Origin of the sequence: Bradyrhizobium macuxiense (genome assembly GCF_007993935.1) — a bacterium.
Classification (GTDB): Bacteria; Pseudomonadota; Alphaproteobacteria; order Rhizobiales; family Xanthobacteraceae; genus Bradyrhizobium; species Bradyrhizobium macuxiense_A.
Genome location: NZ_VITY01000013.1, coordinates 37,315 through 52,242 on the forward strand (window position 1 = coordinate 37,315; position 14,928 = coordinate 52,242).

Here is a 14,928-nt window from a genome sequence, read left to right on the forward strand (position 1 = left end):
ATCAGGGGAGGGCATGTGACCAATGGCAGGTTGTGCGCAACTTGTCGGCCTCGATGATGCCGTCAACCTTGCCGCTTGCGCGGCTGTCACCGCGCCGCGGCAGCGCCGCGGCTGGAGAGCGTCGCGGCGAGGGGCGAGATCGCGGCGTGATCAAAGCACGTATTTCGAGCCCGGAATCTTGCGCAGCACGGCGGTGGCCGCCCAGCTCAGCGCCACGGTGGCGAAGAACGCGATCGTGGCCTTGGCGATCGCCGGCAATTCCATGTCGAACAGCCAGTATTGCAGCCACAGCACGATCGGATAGTGCACCAGGAACATGCCGTAGGCGTCGCCCTGCATGCGGTCGAGCAGCGTCGGGCCCGCCGCCTTCGATTGCAGGAAGTAGGCCAGGATCGCGAACAGGATCGAGGCGCTGAACAGCACGTAGAAGCTGCCGTAGATCGCGAGATACCAGCCCGGCAGCGGGTCGGGGTTACCGATGATCTGCCGCTTGATGTAGATCATCACCCACATCAAGCAGTAGGGGATCAGTGTGATGCCGGTCCAGAACCAGCGCCGCTCGGTCAGCCGTCCGTTCGCGCTGAGCAGGCCGTTCTCGAAGTTCGCCGAGCCGATCCCCGCACCGATGAAGAAGTAGCACGCATACAGCAGCACCCGGCTCGCCTGCACCGAGAACGGTCCGAGCTCGAACCAGTAGTTCTGGCCGTAATGGACCAGCATCGGCAAATAGAAGGCGGCACTGACGACGACGAGGAACAGCCAGAACTTCGAGGGACGTTCAAATCCCTTGACCGACAGGCGGTTGATCGGTTCGAGCAGGCGCGCCGACACCCGGTACAGCACGCTTGCCGTCAGGTCTAACGCCATCAGGACCCAGACGAACCAGATCGGGCCGCTCGGCCAGGGCCCGTAGATCATGGTCCTCCACCAGAAGTCGGAGAAGGTCAGGTCGGGCGTCGCACGCAGCGCGATCGCGTAATAGGCGATCGGAATCACGGTGAACGCGCAGATCACGAAGGGCAGGCCGAGCCGCAGCAGCCGGTCGCGCAGGAAGATCAGCCACGGTTTGTTGCCGAGCCCGGGCCACACGAACAGCCCCGACAGGAAGAAGAACATCGCCATGAAGAAGCTGTCGGTGGCGAGCACCATGCAGTCGAAGCCGATCCACGACGTCGGATCGGTGTGTCCGAAATAGGTGTAGGGGATCACCGCGTGGTGCAGCAGCACGACCAGCGTCAGGAAGGTGCGCGCACGATCGAGGGCGACATTGCGCTTGTGGAGTTTCGGTGCTGCCTGGACGTCGACGGCCGGAGCCGCGTGAGCAATCGATTTCATGGCGCCCCCAGCCGGGTCTGCACCCGGATGTTGCAATCGGGAACCTGATTCAGCAAGTACGAATTGTCTCGATTCCGTGGTGTCGAGGTCGGTCATCTCGGCGTCTGTTTCGATTTGGAACTTGAATATGTAGCGGGCGTTGTCGGAAAGGCTGGCGGGCGCACCGGGCGCACGCGGCTTTGAGGAGCAAGCAATGACTCTGCTGAAATGGGCGTTGATCTTCCTTGTTGTCTCGATCATCGCGGGCTTGCTCGGCTTCACCGGTATCTCAGCCGCCTCCGCCGATATCGCACGCTTCCTGTTCTACGTGTTCGTCGTGATCTTCCTGGTGCTCCTGATCCTCGGGCTCACGATATTCAGGGTCTAGCGGCGATCCGGCCGCACACTCCCGTTATCATGCCCGGGCCTCGCCCCGGGCATTTACGTTCTCAGGCTGGGGGCGCACGCCGAAGCGCCGGGCACGGCCCGGCGTTGCGGTAGGCCAGGCGGCCTAGGCGACTTCCTCGATCTTCACCTTGTCGGGATAGAACGCGAGGTGGCCGGCGATCTCGGTCATCGCCGGGAAAGGCTCCTCATAGGTCCAGATCGCATTGTCCAGCGTCTTGCCGTTGGCCTTGATGCTGAAATAGCTCGCATCCCCCTTGTAGGGGCAATGTGTGGTCCGCTCGGTGCGGGCGAGCAGCTCCATGTTGGCGTCTTGCCGGGGGACGTATTGCACGGCCGGATAGCTCGCTTCCTTCAAGGTCAGCGCATGGGTGGTCTCGGCGATGACGACGCCGTCGGCGGTGACGCGGACGCGCTTGGCATTGGGCGTGATCGTAATCGGATGGTCGGGGCCGGGGAGCTTCATGATTCTGCGCCTCTTCTGGTCATTTCGGCGTGATGGCTTGTGACCGATTGATGCAGGTTTAAATCGCTGGGAATGGGAATATAGTGTGCGGCGGGATGACCTAGAAGACCTCAAGGACTAGGTTTTATCTTAGGCTTTCTTGGCCGAATCGGCCCTGATTCGAACGACCTGACGGAGGTGGACTGGGATGCCGATGGACGCCCGTGATATCGAATCGATGATCAAGGCAGCGATCCCGGACGCCGAGGTGACGATCCGCGACCTGGCAGGCGACGGCGACCACTACGCGGCCACTGTCGTTTCCGAGTCATTCCGCGGCAAGTCCCGCGTCCAGCAGCACCAGATCGTCTACCAGTCGCTGAAAGGCCAGATGGGCGGCGTGCTGCATGCGCTCGCCCTGCAGACCGGGGTGCCGGAAGGCTAGGCCCCGGCCAACGGGCGGGGGCCTCGAGCGATGGCAGACAATCCGCGCGGAGCGATGTTTCGCGTCATCGTGCCGAACCAGCACGGCCGCGTCACCAATGCCGAGCTGTTCTTCGACCTCGTCTTCGTCTTCGCCGTCACGCAGCTGTCGCACACGCTGCTGCACCACTTCACCCCGCTGGGCGCGGTGCAGGTCACACTGCTGTTTCTCGCGGTGTGGTGGGTGTGGGTCTACACCACCTGGGTCACCAACTGGCTCAATCCCGACCTGACCCCGGTCCGCCTGCTGCTGTTCGTCCTGATGCTGGGCGGGCTGCTGTTGTCGACCTCGATCCCGACCGCCTTCGAGGGCCGCGGGCTGTGGTTTGCCGGGACCTATGCGGCGATGCAGGTCGGCCGCACGGCGTTCTGGCTGCTGGCAACGCCGCGGCGACGGACCGCGGTGCGTCACAACGCGATCCGCATCCTGACCTGGCTGAGCTGCTCGGCCGTGCTCTGGATATCAGGCGGCTTCGCCGAACACGAGACGCGGATGTGGCTCTGGATCGCGGCGCTGACAATCGAATATGTCGCGCCGGCCGCGCGGTTCTGGACCCCGGGGCTCGGGTTCTCCTCGATGGAGGCGTGGTCGGTCGAGGGCGGCCACATGGCCGAGCGCTGTGCCGGCTTCATCATCATCGCGCTCGGCGAGGCCATCGTGGTCGACGGCGCGACCTTCGCCGACCTGACCTGGACGCCGGAGAATGTCACAGCCTTCATCTCGGCATTGGTCGGCAGCATCGCGATGTGGTGGATCTATTTCCACAAGGGTGCCGAGGCCGGCTCGGACATGATCTCGAAATCCGAGGAATCCGGCCGCGTCGCGCGGATCGCCTACACCTATCTGCACATGCCGATCGTCGGCGGCATCATCCTCACCGCGGTCGCCGACGAACTGGTGCTGAAGCACCCCGGCGGCCATTCCGATCTGAAGACGATCGTGAGCTCGGTCGGCGGTCCCATGCTGTTCCTGGTCGGGACCATCCTGTTCAAATACGTGATCCGCGGCTTCCTGCAGCTCTCCCATGGCGTCGGCATCGTCGCGCTGGCGGTCACGGCCTTTTTCGCCGGGGCGATGTCGCCGCTGGTGCTCTCGATCGTCACCACCGCGATCATGATCGTGGTCGCGGCGTGGGAGTCGATCTCGCTGCGGTCGACGGAAGAGGAAGAATAGCGAAGGTCGTTACGCGCGACGGGCCGTCGCCACCCGGTGCTGCCAATAGACGAACAGCGGCGCACCGATCACTTCGAGCAGGGTGAAGCCGACGAAGGGCAGCGGCGGTGCACCGACCATCATGATCGACAGCAGCCGGCCGACGCCGCCGAGGAAGATGCCGCCCCAGGCCACGCGAAACAGCACGCTTTCGCTTTCGATGCGCGGCACCAGCCAGAGCAGCGCGAGGCCGAGGCCGAGCCAGACCCCGCCGAAGAAGCGCAGATTGCTGTCGAGCACCGGCAGCGCCGGCACGCCCGACGAGGCGTAGAGCGGATCGCTCACGCCGAGCATGGTGATGATGCCGGTCAAGATCGGGACGAGGGCGAGCACCACTGTTGCGATCTGCAGCGCGCGCCGGCCCATGATCGTGCTCCCGTCCCTCGCGTTCACAGCGTTTTCGAGCGAAGTGGGTACCGGCTCGCGTGAAGAAAACGCGTCAAACTAATAAATATCGCTAGTCCGCGACCAGCGCGTGCACCGAGAACATCGTGTTGGCGTCGGTCCAGCTGTTGCGCACCGTCCAGCCTGCGCTGCGCGCGAGCGCGGTGAAACGCTCGAGCGAGTATTTGTAGCTGTTCTCGGTGTGGATGCTCTCGCCGGGGCGGAACGCGAAGGTGTTGCCGAGGATGCGCACGGTCTGCGCCTTGCGGCTGATCAGGTGCATCTCGATGCGATGGCGGTCGCGGTTGTAGATCGAGCGGTGGGTGAAGCCCGAGAGATCAAAATTGCCGCCGAGCTCGCGATTGATCCGCGCCAGCACGTTCATGTTGAAGCGCGCGGTGACGCCGGCCGCGTCGTTATAGGCGTCATACAGCACGCGCTCGTCCTTCTCGAGGTCGACGCCGATGATCATCTGCGCGCCATGGCCGAGGATCTTGCGCGCGCTGCGCAGGAAGGCCAGGGCCTCGCTCGGCTCGAAATTGCCAAGCGTCGAGCCCGGGAAGAAGCCGACCTTCGGCATCGCCGCGACCGCCTCGGGCAGCGCGAACGGCGTGGTGAAATCGGCCGCGACCGGATAGATGCCAAGACCGGGGAAATCCGTGCGGAGGCCGTCGGCCTGGGCCTTGAGGAAATCGCCGGATATATCGACCGGGACATAGGCTGCGAATTCGCAATGCTCGAGCAGCAGCCGCACCTTGGTGGTCGCGCCGGCGCCGAATTCGACCAGCGCCGCGCCATCGGGGATGATCGCGGCGATCTCGTCGCCGCGGTCGCGCAGGATGCCAAGCTCGGTGCGCGTCGGATAATATTCCGGCAGCACCGTGATCTGCTCGAACAGCTCCGAGCCCGCGGCGTCGTAGAAATATTTCGGCGACAGCCGTTTCGGATGACGGGCGAGATCGCCGATCACGTCGCCGGCAAACGCCGAAGTCGCTTCGTCGAACGGATACGCTTTTGCCAAAGCGGCGGCATGCACATTCATGATACTCTCCTGAACGCGCTTACCGGCGCGCACTTGATGTCAACTGGAATCAATCAGGCGTAGTCGGCGAGGCGTAACCCCGTGAATTGCCAGCGATGGTGCGGATAGAAGAAGTTGCGGTAGGTGACGCGGCTGTGACCTTGCGGCGTCGCCAGCGACGAGCCACGCAGCACGAGCTGATTCACCATGAATTTTCCGTTGTATTCACCGAGCGCGCCCTCGATCGCGCGGTAACCCGGGTAGGGTGAGTAGGCGCTGCGGGTCCATTGCCAGACGATGCCATAGGCGTCGTTGAGCAGGCCGGCACGGGCCGCGACCTCCCATTCCATCTCGGTCGGCAGATGCTTGCCGGCCCAGCGCGCGAAGGCGTCGGCCTCGTAATAGCTGACATGGCAGACCGGGGCTTGCGGATCGATCGGCTGCAGACCGCCGAGCGTCATGATCGTCCATTCGCCGTCGATCTCGCGCCAATGCCCGGGCGCCTGCCAGCCCTCGTTGCTCACGGTGCCGAAGCCATCCATCAGCCACAGCGTGGCGGTGGAATAGCCGCCGTCCTTAATGAAGGCGAGCCAGTCGGCATTGGTGACGAGATTCTTCGCGAGCTTGACCGGGCCGACCAAAGCGCGATGCGCGGGCTTCTCATTGTCGAAATGGAAGCTGTCGTCGCCGTGGCCGACGGTGTGGATGCCTTCGTTGAGCGTCACCCAGTCCTGCGGCCCGTGCTGCGACGCCGGGAAGCGCCATGCCGGATCGTAGGCCGGCGGGATCGGGTTCTGCGCGAAGGCATGCAGGATGTCGGTGTACATCAGCTCCTGATGCTGCTGCTCGTGATTGAGGCCGACCTCGACCAGCGGCACCAGCGCCTCGAGCTTTTCAGGCGTCGCGGTCTGGAAAAATTTCACCACCTCGGCGTCGACATGGCGGCGATAGGCGGTGACTTCGTCGGCGGTCGGGCGGGTCAGATGGCCGCGCTGGTGGCGGGCATGGCGGGGGCCGGCGCTGACGTAATAGGAATTGAACAGATAGGCGTAGTCCGGATGGAACGGTGTGTAGCCCTTGAGGTACTCGCCGAGCAGAAACTGCTCGAAGAACCAGGTGGTATGGGCGCGGTGCCATTTGGCCGGGCTCGCATCCGGCATCGACTGGATCAGCTGGTCTTCCGCCGACAGCGGGGCGGCCCGGCGCTCGGTCTCGTCGCGGACCGCGCGATAGGCGTCCGCCAGCCGCTGCGCGAGCGGGGCGGATTCGGAGGAAAGTGACGGGGTGGCGGCGGTCGTGGTGGCCGCGGCAGAGGCTGGTTTCGTCACATGGGTCTCCGATTCGAGGGGAGAACGTTGCTTCGGCAATCTGGTTCCTGACGGACAGTTCGTCCTAGATAGGGGCTCCGTTACGGGAAAAAAGCCTCCCTCATGATGATATTGGGGCCGTCAGATAATCCCGGCGCTTTTGGGGGTGCCGTCCGGCCCCCGCCGCATGCCAGATTTCCGCCATTTTGCTTTGGATGCACAATGGTTTGAGCTACATATATAGCCAGTCACGGGTTAGAAGGGCGGGCCGGCCCGCAAGGGCTTGAGAGCGCCGCCTACGCAAGGAAGCGAAAATGAGCATCGAGCAATTCATCGACAACGAAGTGAAGTCGAACGACGTCGTGCTGTTCATGAAGGGCACGCCGCAATTCCCGCAGTGCGGGTTTTCCGGTCAGGTCGTGCAGATCCTCGACCACATCGGTGTCGGCTACAAAGGCCTCAACGTTCTCGAATCGGCCGAGCTGCGCAACGGCATCAAGGTCTATTCGAACTGGCCGACGATTCCGCAGCTCTATGTGAAGGGCGAGTTCGTCGGCGGTTGCGACATCATCCGCGAGATGTTCCAGGCCGGCGAATTGCAGCAGCTGTTTGCCGACAAGGGCATCCCGGTCGACGTGGCTGCCTGACCTTGACCGCGCGCCAGATCGGCAAGGCGCGGCTCGAAGTCATCGTCACCGACATCACGACCCTGCGCGTTGACGCCATCGTCAACGCGGCCAATTCATCGCTGCTCGGTGGCGGCGGTGTCGACGGCGCGATCCATCGCGCCGCTGGACCCGAACTCGTCGCCGAGTGCCGTATGCTTCACGGCTGCAAGACCGGGCAGGCCAAGATCACAAAGGGGTATCGGCTGCCTGCGAAGCACGTCATCCATACGGTCGGCCCGGTGTGGAATGGCGGCAAGCTGGACGAGGACGGTCTGCTTGCATCGTGCTATCGGTGCTCGATGGAGCTCTGCGAAAAGCACGGGCTTGCCTCTGTTGCTTTCCCGGCAATTTCCACCGGCATCTATCGTTTTCCCGCAGATCGCGCGGCGGCCATCGCCGTCCGAACCGTCGTCGATGCCCTGGCATCCGCACCCGGTGTCACGCAGGTGATCTTCTGCTGCTTCTCGGCCCCAAGCGGCGAGCTCCATCAGGCGGTCCTGGATGCCTTCGGTAGCCCTTGTGCCTGATGATACCGCCGCTACACTTCCCCGTGATATCCGGGGAGGGATAGTTCGAATGCATTCATTTCGTTTGACGTGCGCCGCAGCCGCGGCCGCGGTGGTGCTTGCGGCGCCGGCGTTCTCGCACACCGAGGGCACCTATGAGATTCCGGCGGGTGCGCATTTCAACCCCGACAAGCTCGCCAAGATCAGCGAGTTCTTCAAGAACGAGGTCGCGACCGGAAAGATTCCCGGCGCCGTCGTCCTGATCCAGCAGCACGGCAAGCCGGTCTATCATGAGGCCTTCGGGGTGCAGGACGTGGTCAGCAAGGTGCCGATCACGGACAAGACCATCTTCCGGCTGGCTTCGATGTCCAAGTCGATCACCGCCGTGGTGTCGATGCAGCTGCTGGAGGAGGGGAAATACAAGCTCGACGATCCCGTCTCGAAGTACATTCCATCCTTCGCCAACATGAAGGTCGGCGTCGAGAAGAAGGCCGAGGATGGCACCAAGACGCTCGAGCTGGTGCCGCTGAAGCGGCCGATCACGATCCTCGACCTGATGACGCATACGTCGGGTATCACCTACGGCTTCTATGGCGACAGCCTGGTCCGCAAGGCCTACAAGGCAGCCGACATCTACGGCGGAGATTTCGATCTCGCCGAATTCGCCGAGCGGATCGCCAAGCTGCCGCTGCACAACCAGCCCGGCGCGCTCTGGCAATACGGTCATTCCACCGACATCCTGGCGCGCGTGATGGAGGTGGCCACCGGCGAGAAGCTCTCGACGATCGAGCAGGAGAGGCTGCTCGGCCCGCTCGGGATGAAGGACACCGGCTTCTTCGTCACCGATCCGGAGAAGCAGAAGCTGATGGCCGAGCCGATGCCGAACGACAGCGATTTCCGGGTCGGCCGGGTCAACGACCCGACCAAGGTCAAGAAATGGGAGTCCGCCAGCGGCGGTATGGTCTCGACCATGGCGGATTATTCGCGCTTCGCGCAAATGCTGCTCAATGGCGGCACCCTCGACGGCAAGACCATCATGAAGCCCGAGACGTTCAAGGAGCTGACGACCGACCGCGTCGGGCCGGGCTCCGGCGTCGAGCGCGACTTTTTCTACTTTCCCGGCGACGGCTTCGGCTTCGGGTTGGGGATTGCGGTGCGTACCGATCCGGGCAACGCCAAGCCGCCGCCACCCGGCGATCTCGGCGAGCTGAAATGGGACGGCGCCAGCGGCTGCTACTATATCATCGACCGCAAGCAGGATTTCTTCTTCGTCCTGCTGGAGCAGACGCCGACCGAGCGCCAGCGCATCCAGCGGACGCTGAAGCAACTCGTCTATGAAGCAATGGAAAACTAGAGCGTTTTCGAGCGAAATGGATACCGGTTCGCGTGAAGAAAACGCGTCAAAAAGAAAGAGCCAGAGCATGATCCGATTCAATCCAATCGGATCATGCTCTTACATGCGTGGGTGTCGCGCAATCGTCGCGGCACTCGTGCTCGCGTCCATTGCAACGGTTGCGAAGGCCGGCTCCATGGGGCCGGCCGCGCACAGCTTCTCGCCGGCAGGCCTGGCCAAGGTCTCCGACTATGTCAGGAACGAGGTCGCGTCCGGCAAGATTCCCGGCGCGATCCTGCTGCTGCAACAGCACGGCAAACCGGTTCACTTCCAAAAGTTCGGAGTTCGCGACGTCGCCACCGAATTCTCGATGAGTGCGGATACCATCTTCCGTCTCTATTCGATGTCGAAGCCGATCACCACGGTCGTCGCCATGATGCTGGTGGAGGAAGGCAAGCTCGCGCTCAACGATCCGGTGTCGAAATACATCCCGGCCTTTGCCGACATGAAGGTCGGCGTGGAGAAGCGCGGCGACGAGGGCAAGCCGACGATGATGCTGGAGCCGCTGAAGCGTCCCATCACCATCGAAGACTTGATGCGCCACACCGCCGGATTGCCCTACGGTTATTATGGCGGCGGGATCGTGAACAAGGGTTACGCCGATGCCGGCCTGTTCAACAACGATCCCGACAATGCCGAATTCGTGGCGCGGCTCACGGCGCTGCCGCTCGCCGAGCAACCCGGCACGCAATGGGACTACGGCCATTCCACCGACGTGCTCGGCCGCATCATCGAGGTGATCTCAGGGAAATCCCTGTTTCAGGTCGAGAAGGAGCGGCTGCTCGGCCCGCTCGGAATGAACGAGACGGCGTTCTACGTCACCGATCCTGCGAAATGGCCGCTGATCGCCGAGCCGATGCCGAAGGATCGCACCATCAGTCCGGTTGCCGATATCCGCGACCCGCGCCAGCTGCTGCGATGGGAATCCGGCGGCGGCGGCATGGTCGGCACCATCGGCGACTATGCGCGCTTCTCGCAGATGCTGCTGAACGGCGGCCTCTATGAGGGCAAGCGCTATCTGAAGCCGGAAACCATCGCGCTGATGGCGAAGGACCATATCGGCCCTGAAACCGGAGTCGTGCGCGACAAGAACTATTACCCCGGTCCGAATTCCGGGTTCGGCCTCGGCTTTGCCGTGCGCACCTCGGTGCCGCCGAACACGGACTGGCCATTGGGCGAGTATCGCTGGGACGGCGTCGGCGGCACGTTCTTCTTCATCGATCCCGCCGACGATCTGTTCGGGATCTTCATGGTGCAGACGCCGTCGCAGCGCGGCCGGATCCAGCAAGAGCTGAAGACGCTGATCTACCAGGCGATGGGGCGGTAGCGGTGGTGCGGGGAGGTGGTCATGCAGGCGATGACATTCACTCTCCGCAAGCTCATCCTGGCGGCCATCACATCTGCCGCCACGACTGCTGCCGCCATGACTGCGTGCCGGCCTGTTCTGGCCGAAGAACCTCGCCGCCCCGGTGATGCCGACGTCATGCAGCGGATCGACCACGTCTTGGACGGCCTGAGGACGGCGATTGTCGTCGACGGCGATGCGCCAATGACGCTTGCCGATCGCATGAACGAGCTGCACGTTCCCGGTGTCAGCATCGCGGTGATTCATGGCGGCGCCATCGAATGGGCGCGCGGCTTTGGCTCGGTCGCCATCGGCGGTCCGCCCGTGGTGCCGGAAACGCTGTTCCAGGCGGCCTCGATCAGCAAGCCGGTGACCGCCATTGCCGCTCTGGCGCTGGCCCAGGCCGGCAAGCTCGATCTCGATGCGGACGTCAACGCTTCGCTCAAGAGCTGGAAGATTCCGGACTATCCGTATTCGCTATCCCGGGTGACGGTTCGGCGATTGCTGAGCCATACGGCCGGGACCAACGTGCCCTTCTACCCGGGCTATCAGGCCGGCCAGCCGGCCCCCTCTCTTCTCCAGATTCTCGACGGCGCGCCGCCTGCGAACAGCGCGCCTGTCCGGGTCGAGCACGAACCCGGCAAGCAGGACCGCTATTCCGGCGGCGGCTACACGATCGTTCAGCAACTGCTCGTCGACGTGACGGGGCGGCCGTTTCCTGCGCTGCTCGACGACGTCGTCCTCAAGCCTTTCGGGATGACGCATTCCAGCTTCGCGCAGCCATTGCCTGCGGATCGTTTGACGATGGCCGCCACACCATACCGGTCGGACGGCGCGCCGGTGCCTGGCGGCCCGCATGTCTATCCCGAACTGGCCGCCGCGGGATTATGGACGACGCCAACCGATCTCGCCCGTCTCTTGCTCGGTGTGCTGGATTCGTTGGCCGGTCGGAGCAATCCCGTTCTATCGCAATCGATGACGGCCGAGATGCTCTCGCCGGTTCTCGGCAGTGCCGACGGGCTACCCCCCGGGATCGGACGACGCGGGCTGGGCTGGCTGGTTCGCGGCTCGGCGCCCAACCGGCAATTCTGGCACAACGGGGTGAACGAGGGCTTCATCGACACCATGGTCATTTTCGAGAACGGCGATGGCGCCGTTGTCATGACCAACAGCTGGGGCGGTCGGATCCTCGTCGACGAGATCCTGCGCAGCATCGCGGCCGAGTACGGCTGGCCAGATCGCCAGGCCAAGGTCGGGAAGTTCATTGCGGTGAGCCCGCAGGCGCTGGACCGTCTGGTCGGAACCTATCGGTTCTCGCCGGAATTTTCGATCCGCGTCACAAGGGAGGGCAATCGCCTGTTCAGCGAGGCGACAGGGCAGGAGCGGCGCGAAATCTTTGCCATCAGCGATCACGAGTTCTTTTTCAAGATCGTCGATGCCGTGCTGTCATTCGACACGGACGACCAGAACGCGGCAATGCAAGTGATGCTTCACCAGGAAGGAGCTGACTACGTCGGAAAGCAGCTGCCGTAGTTTGGCAGCCCGGATTTCGTGGAGCTCCATCCGGGCTACGGGAGTTACGCCGCGCGCACGATGTCCCTGACGTGCCCGACTGCTTCCTCGATCATTGCCGCCGACACATCGAGATGCGTGCAGGCCCTGATCCGGCCGTCCATCATGGCGAGCGTCACGCCACGCTTGCGCAGCTCGGCGACCATCTTGTCGCCCGAGACGCCGGCGCCGTCGGGCTTGAAGAACACGAGGTTGGTCTCGGGCGCCTGCACCGCGATGCCGTTGATCTGCGCCAGCCCGCGCGCCAGCGCCCGCGCATTGGCGTGGTCGTCGGCGAGACGGTCGACATGGTGATCGAGCGCGTGGATGCAGGCCGCGGCGCAGACGCCGGACTGCCGCATCGAACCGCCGAGCCGCTGCTTCCAGCGCCAGACGTCGTCGATGAAGGCGCGGGTGCCGGCGATCACGCCGCCGATCGGCGCGCCGAGACCTTTCGAGAAATCGATCCAGGCCGAATCCCAGCCCGCCGTCATGTCGCGCGGCGAGATGCCGGATGCAACGGTCGCGTTCAGGAGCCGCGCGCCGTCCATGTGGGTCACCAGCCCGTGCTCCTTGGCGATGCGCACGACCTCGTCGAGCGCGGCCTTCTTCCAGATCGTGCCGCCGCCGATATTGGCGGTCTGCTCGACGCTGACCAGCACCTGCGGCGGCTGGTAGCGGGTGCGCGGATGCAGCGCGGCGCGGAAGGTGTCCGGCGTGAACTGGCCGTCATCGCCCGGGAGCTGGGTGATCTGGAAGCCGCCGAGCGCGGCATGCGCGCCGCCCTCGCGCGCGACGATATGCGCGGTGGCGTGCGCCAGGATCTCGTCGCCGGGCCGGCAATAGGCGAGCGTCGCCGCGACGTTGCACATCGTGCCCGACGGCATGAACACCGCGGCTTCCTTGCCGAGCAGATCGGCGACCCGGGCGCAGAGCTCGTTGGTGGTCGGATCGTCGCCGACCTGCTCGTCGCCGACCTCCGCCTTCGCCATCGCCTCACGCATCGCCGGCGTCGGTTTCGTCTGGGTGTCCGACAGCAGGTTGATGCGGACGGCGGGCGCCTTCGGATCGGGGCGGGCAGGGGTGTAGTGCATGATGTCTCTCTCGGTCGATATGGCCTGACTTTAGCCAAACAAAAAGGCCCCGGCAAAACCGGGGCCTTTCCGAACTCGCAATGCTGAACTGATCAGCGCGAATAGAATTCGACGATCAGATGCGGCTCCATCTGCACCGGGAACGGCACGTCGGACAGGCCGGGGGTGCGCGCGTACTTCGCGGTCATCTTGGAGTGATCGACTTCGATGAAGTCGGGCACGTCGCGCTCGGGGAGCTGGCTCGCCTCCAGCACCGGGGTGAGCTGCTTGGAGGATTCCTTGACCTCGACGACGTCGCCGACCTTCAGCTTGTAGCTGCCGATGTTGACCTTGCGGCCGTTCACCTTGACGTGGCCGTGGTTGATGAACTGGCGCGCGGCGAACATCGTGGAGACGAACTTGGCGCGATACACCACGGTGTCGAGACGGCGCTCGAGCAGGCCGATCAGGTTCTCGCCGGTGTCGCCCTTCAGGCGGCTGGCTTCGACATAGATGCCGTGGAACTGGCGCTCGGAAATGTTGGCGTAGTAGCCCTTGAGCTTCTGCTTGGCGCGGAGCTGCACGCCGAAGTCGGAGAGCTTGCCCTTGCGGCGCTGGCCGTGCTGGCCGGGGCCGTATTCGCGGCGGTTCACGGGGCTCTTCGGGCGGCCCCAGATATTCTGGCCCATGCGGCGATCGATCTTGTACTTCGCCTCACTGCGCTTTGTCATCGCGTCCTCTTTGCATAGCCGTCGCATCAAGCGACCGGCATTTTGTCAGTCTAGGGTTTGAGGAGACGCGCCCTCCTGTGTACCAGCCAAAAGGCCTGTACCGACAGGTCCGCCTCGAAAGCTCGGGGAGAACCACGGGTCGCGAAACGCATCGCGGGCCGAAACCGGCCCGCGAGCAAGGGTGGTCTTAAGGAGAAAGTCCGGTCCTGTCAAACAAAACGGGGGGTGTCTTGGACCGAATCTGCGTCAAAACCGGCCAGTTTCGGCCCTCAAAGCCGGTTTCCGGCCGCCCGGACCGGCCGGGCGTCGGCGTGCGGCCGGATCGCACCCAATTCCGCGGCAATTTCGCCGCTCAGCACGTGCTCGAGCCGGGTCAGGGTCTGGGCGATCAGGGCGGCGTCGCAGACCAGATGGTCCCAGCGCAGCACCACATCGACGGTGTGGTCCGGCTTGATCACGCCATAGCTCAGCAGGAAGGGCCCCGGGCTCAGCGCGTGCAACTCGCTGGGGCCATAGGCCGCGACCGAGGTGACGCCGAAGCTGCCGCAGAAATTGGCGCGCTGCCGGCCGAAATTCAGCCCGATCGCCCAGGCGAGGCGGCGCAGCGGAAGCGGCAGGCGCGTCACACAGAGGGTTTTGCGGAACGAGGGGATCTCGTGCAGCGGCGCGGTCTTGGCGCGCCGGATCAGCGCATCGACATCGCTGAGCGCCATCTCGTCGGCGGCGCAGACGCGCTCGAACAGCACGCAGTCCTCACCCTTCTCGACGCGCGCAATGGCCACCATGCCGACGCTGCGCGGCAGCTCGTAGAGGCAGGGCCACGGCAATTTGACGTGCAGCGTGCGCAGGGTCGGCTCGGTCTTGGCGACCAGCGCGAATGCCTTGACGAAGATCGCGGCCCAGCCCGGTGCCTGCGCGGCGCGTGCGCGGGCCTCGACCACCGCACGAACGTTCAGCGAGCGCGTCAGGGAGACGAACGGCACGCCTGATGATGCGTACATCAGATCGGCGACGAGACGACGCGGCAATGAGATCCGACGAAACTTACCGCGCATCTGTCCGGTTCAAATCCCTGCAATCAGGCAAAAC

At 64.1% G+C, this 14,928-nt stretch carries 16 protein-coding genes; 8 read left to right on the top strand and 8 right to left on the bottom strand.

The features are described 5' to 3' along the window. Window positions 1-150: 150 nt before the first annotated feature. Window positions 151-1,335: an acyltransferase family protein gene (locus FBZ93_RS29775; RefSeq protein ID WP_146990967.1), complete on the bottom strand. Its 1,185-nt coding sequence runs from the start codon at window positions 1,333-1,335 to the stop codon at window positions 151-153. A 193-nt stretch (window positions 1,336-1,528) separates the two neighbouring features. On the opposite strand from FBZ93_RS29775, the gene FBZ93_RS29780 reads away from it, so the two are divergent. Next, complete coding sequence (locus tag FBZ93_RS29780) at window positions 1,529-1,702, top strand: DUF1328 domain-containing protein (protein ID WP_074128140.1); 174 nt, start codon at window positions 1,529-1,531, stop codon at window positions 1,700-1,702. Between the two features lie 123 nt (window positions 1,703-1,825). Here FBZ93_RS29780 and FBZ93_RS29785 read toward each other — a convergent pair whose 3' ends face one another. Next, entirely contained in the window at window positions 1,826-2,185 is a 360-nt protein-coding gene (locus tag FBZ93_RS29785; RefSeq protein WP_146990969.1) for a DUF427 domain-containing protein, read from the bottom strand. Window positions 2,186-2,372: 187 nt separating this feature from the next. Between FBZ93_RS29785 and FBZ93_RS29790 the strand changes: the two genes are divergently transcribed. After that, on the top strand, window positions 2,373-2,609 hold the full coding sequence (locus FBZ93_RS29790) for a BolA family protein (RefSeq protein WP_021077843.1): 237 nt from the start codon (window positions 2,373-2,375) through the stop codon (window positions 2,607-2,609). A 30-nt stretch (window positions 2,610-2,639) separates the two neighbouring features. Beyond that, window positions 2,640-3,821 carry a low temperature requirement protein A gene (locus tag FBZ93_RS29795; protein WP_146990971.1) on the top strand — a complete coding sequence of 394 codons (1,182 nt, stop codon included), beginning with the start codon at window positions 2,640-2,642 and terminating at the stop codon, window positions 3,819-3,821. Window positions 3,822-3,830: 9 nt separating this feature from the next. Here the strand turns inward: FBZ93_RS29795 and FBZ93_RS29800 are convergent, their stop codons facing one another. The 3 genes from FBZ93_RS29800 to egtB form a co-directional block, all read right to left on the bottom strand. Next, window positions 3,831-4,226, bottom strand: coding sequence for a DUF4345 domain-containing protein (locus tag FBZ93_RS29800; protein WP_146990973.1), 396 nt, complete (start codon window positions 4,224-4,226; stop codon window positions 3,831-3,833). A 91-nt stretch (window positions 4,227-4,317) separates the two neighbouring features. After that, complete coding sequence (gene egtD, locus FBZ93_RS29805) at window positions 4,318-5,286, bottom strand: L-histidine N(alpha)-methyltransferase (protein WP_167529270.1); 969 nt, start codon at window positions 5,284-5,286, stop codon at window positions 4,318-4,320. A gap of 53 nt (window positions 5,287-5,339) precedes the next feature. Beyond that, window positions 5,340-6,593 carry an ergothioneine biosynthesis protein EgtB gene (gene egtB, locus FBZ93_RS29810; RefSeq protein WP_146990977.1) on the bottom strand — a complete coding sequence of 418 codons (1,254 nt, stop codon included), beginning with the start codon at window positions 6,591-6,593 and terminating at the stop codon, window positions 5,340-5,342. Between the two features lie 293 nt (window positions 6,594-6,886). Here egtB and grxD point away from each other — a divergent pair, with 293 nt between their 5' ends. From grxD to FBZ93_RS29835, 5 genes are all read left to right on the top strand, one after another. Beyond that, the gene (grxD, locus tag FBZ93_RS29815) at window positions 6,887-7,219 is read left to right on the top strand and encodes a Grx4 family monothiol glutaredoxin (RefSeq protein WP_016843475.1); all 333 of its coding nucleotides are present in this window, start codon (window positions 6,887-6,889) and stop codon (window positions 7,217-7,219) included. Then, window positions 7,216-7,767, top strand: coding sequence for an O-acetyl-ADP-ribose deacetylase (locus tag FBZ93_RS29820; RefSeq protein ID WP_146991194.1), 552 nt, complete (start codon window positions 7,216-7,218; stop codon window positions 7,765-7,767). Before grxD ends, FBZ93_RS29820 begins: the two co-directional genes overlap by 4 nt. 49 nt (window positions 7,768-7,816) lie before the next feature. Further along, entirely contained in the window at window positions 7,817-9,100 is a 1,284-nt protein-coding gene (locus tag FBZ93_RS29825) for a serine hydrolase domain-containing protein (RefSeq protein ID WP_167529272.1), read from the top strand. Window positions 9,101-9,203: 103 nt separating this feature from the next. Continuing rightward, a complete protein-coding gene (locus FBZ93_RS29830) occupies window positions 9,204-10,466 on the top strand; it encodes a serine hydrolase domain-containing protein (RefSeq protein ID WP_167529273.1) in 1,263 nt (420 codons plus the stop codon). A gap of 21 nt (window positions 10,467-10,487) precedes the next feature. Further along, window positions 10,488-12,017, top strand: a complete 1,530-nt coding sequence (locus FBZ93_RS29835) for a serine hydrolase (RefSeq protein WP_146990983.1) — start codon at window positions 10,488-10,490, stop codon at window positions 12,015-12,017. A gap of 44 nt (window positions 12,018-12,061) precedes the next feature. Here FBZ93_RS29835 and FBZ93_RS29840 read toward each other — a convergent pair whose 3' ends face one another. The 3 genes from FBZ93_RS29840 to FBZ93_RS29850 all read right to left on the bottom strand — a co-directional run bounded on the left by FBZ93_RS29840 (window position 12,062) and on the right by FBZ93_RS29850 (window position 14,894). Next, a complete protein-coding gene (locus tag FBZ93_RS29840) occupies window positions 12,062-13,129 on the bottom strand; it encodes a threonine aldolase family protein (protein ID WP_146990985.1) in 1,068 nt (355 codons plus the stop codon). A gap of 92 nt (window positions 13,130-13,221) precedes the next feature. Then, on the bottom strand, window positions 13,222-13,839 hold the full coding sequence (gene rpsD / locus FBZ93_RS29845) for a 30S ribosomal protein S4 (RefSeq protein ID WP_024582597.1): 618 nt from the start codon (window positions 13,837-13,839) through the stop codon (window positions 13,222-13,224). A gap of 269 nt (window positions 13,840-14,108) precedes the next feature. Further along, complete coding sequence (locus tag FBZ93_RS29850; protein WP_146990987.1) at window positions 14,109-14,894, bottom strand: acyltransferase; 786 nt, start codon at window positions 14,892-14,894, stop codon at window positions 14,109-14,111. Window positions 14,895-14,928: the final 34 nt, after the last annotated feature.

Excerpts from the sequence above, each read along its gene's own strand:
- FBZ93_RS29775 (WP_146990967.1), bottom strand. The coding sequence starts at position 1,335 with ATGAAATCGATTGCTCACGCGGCTCCGGCCGTCGACGTCCAGGCAGCA.
- FBZ93_RS29780 (WP_074128140.1), top strand. The coding sequence starts at position 1,529 with ATGACTCTGCTGAAATGGGCGTTGATCTTCCTTGTTGTCTCGATCATC.
- FBZ93_RS29785 (WP_146990969.1), bottom strand. The coding sequence starts at position 2,185 with ATGAAGCTCCCCGGCCCCGACCATCCGATTACGATCACGCCCAATGCC.
- FBZ93_RS29790 (WP_021077843.1), top strand. The coding sequence starts at position 2,373 with ATGCCGATGGACGCCCGTGATATCGAATCGATGATCAAGGCAGCGATC.
- FBZ93_RS29795 (WP_146990971.1), top strand. The coding sequence starts at position 2,640 with ATGGCAGACAATCCGCGCGGAGCGATGTTTCGCGTCATCGTGCCGAAC.
- FBZ93_RS29800 (WP_146990973.1), bottom strand. The coding sequence starts at position 4,226 with ATGGGCCGGCGCGCGCTGCAGATCGCAACAGTGGTGCTCGCCCTCGTC.
- egtD (WP_167529270.1), bottom strand. The coding sequence starts at position 5,286 with ATGAATGTGCATGCCGCCGCTTTGGCAAAAGCGTATCCGTTCGACGAA.
- grxD (WP_016843475.1), top strand. The coding sequence starts at position 6,887 with ATGAGCATCGAGCAATTCATCGACAACGAAGTGAAGTCGAACGACGTC.
- FBZ93_RS29825 (WP_167529272.1), top strand. The coding sequence starts at position 7,817 with ATGCATTCATTTCGTTTGACGTGCGCCGCAGCCGCGGCCGCGGTGGTG.
- FBZ93_RS29830 (WP_167529273.1), top strand. The coding sequence starts at position 9,204 with ATGCGTGGGTGTCGCGCAATCGTCGCGGCACTCGTGCTCGCGTCCATT.
- FBZ93_RS29835 (WP_146990983.1), top strand. The coding sequence starts at position 10,488 with ATGCAGGCGATGACATTCACTCTCCGCAAGCTCATCCTGGCGGCCATC.
- FBZ93_RS29840 (WP_146990985.1), bottom strand. The coding sequence starts at position 13,129 with ATGCACTACACCCCTGCCCGCCCCGATCCGAAGGCGCCCGCCGTCCGC.
- rpsD (WP_024582597.1), bottom strand. The coding sequence starts at position 13,839 with ATGACAAAGCGCAGTGAGGCGAAGTACAAGATCGATCGCCGCATGGGC.
- FBZ93_RS29850 (WP_146990987.1), bottom strand. The coding sequence starts at position 14,894 with ATGCGCGGTAAGTTTCGTCGGATCTCATTGCCGCGTCGTCTCGTCGCC.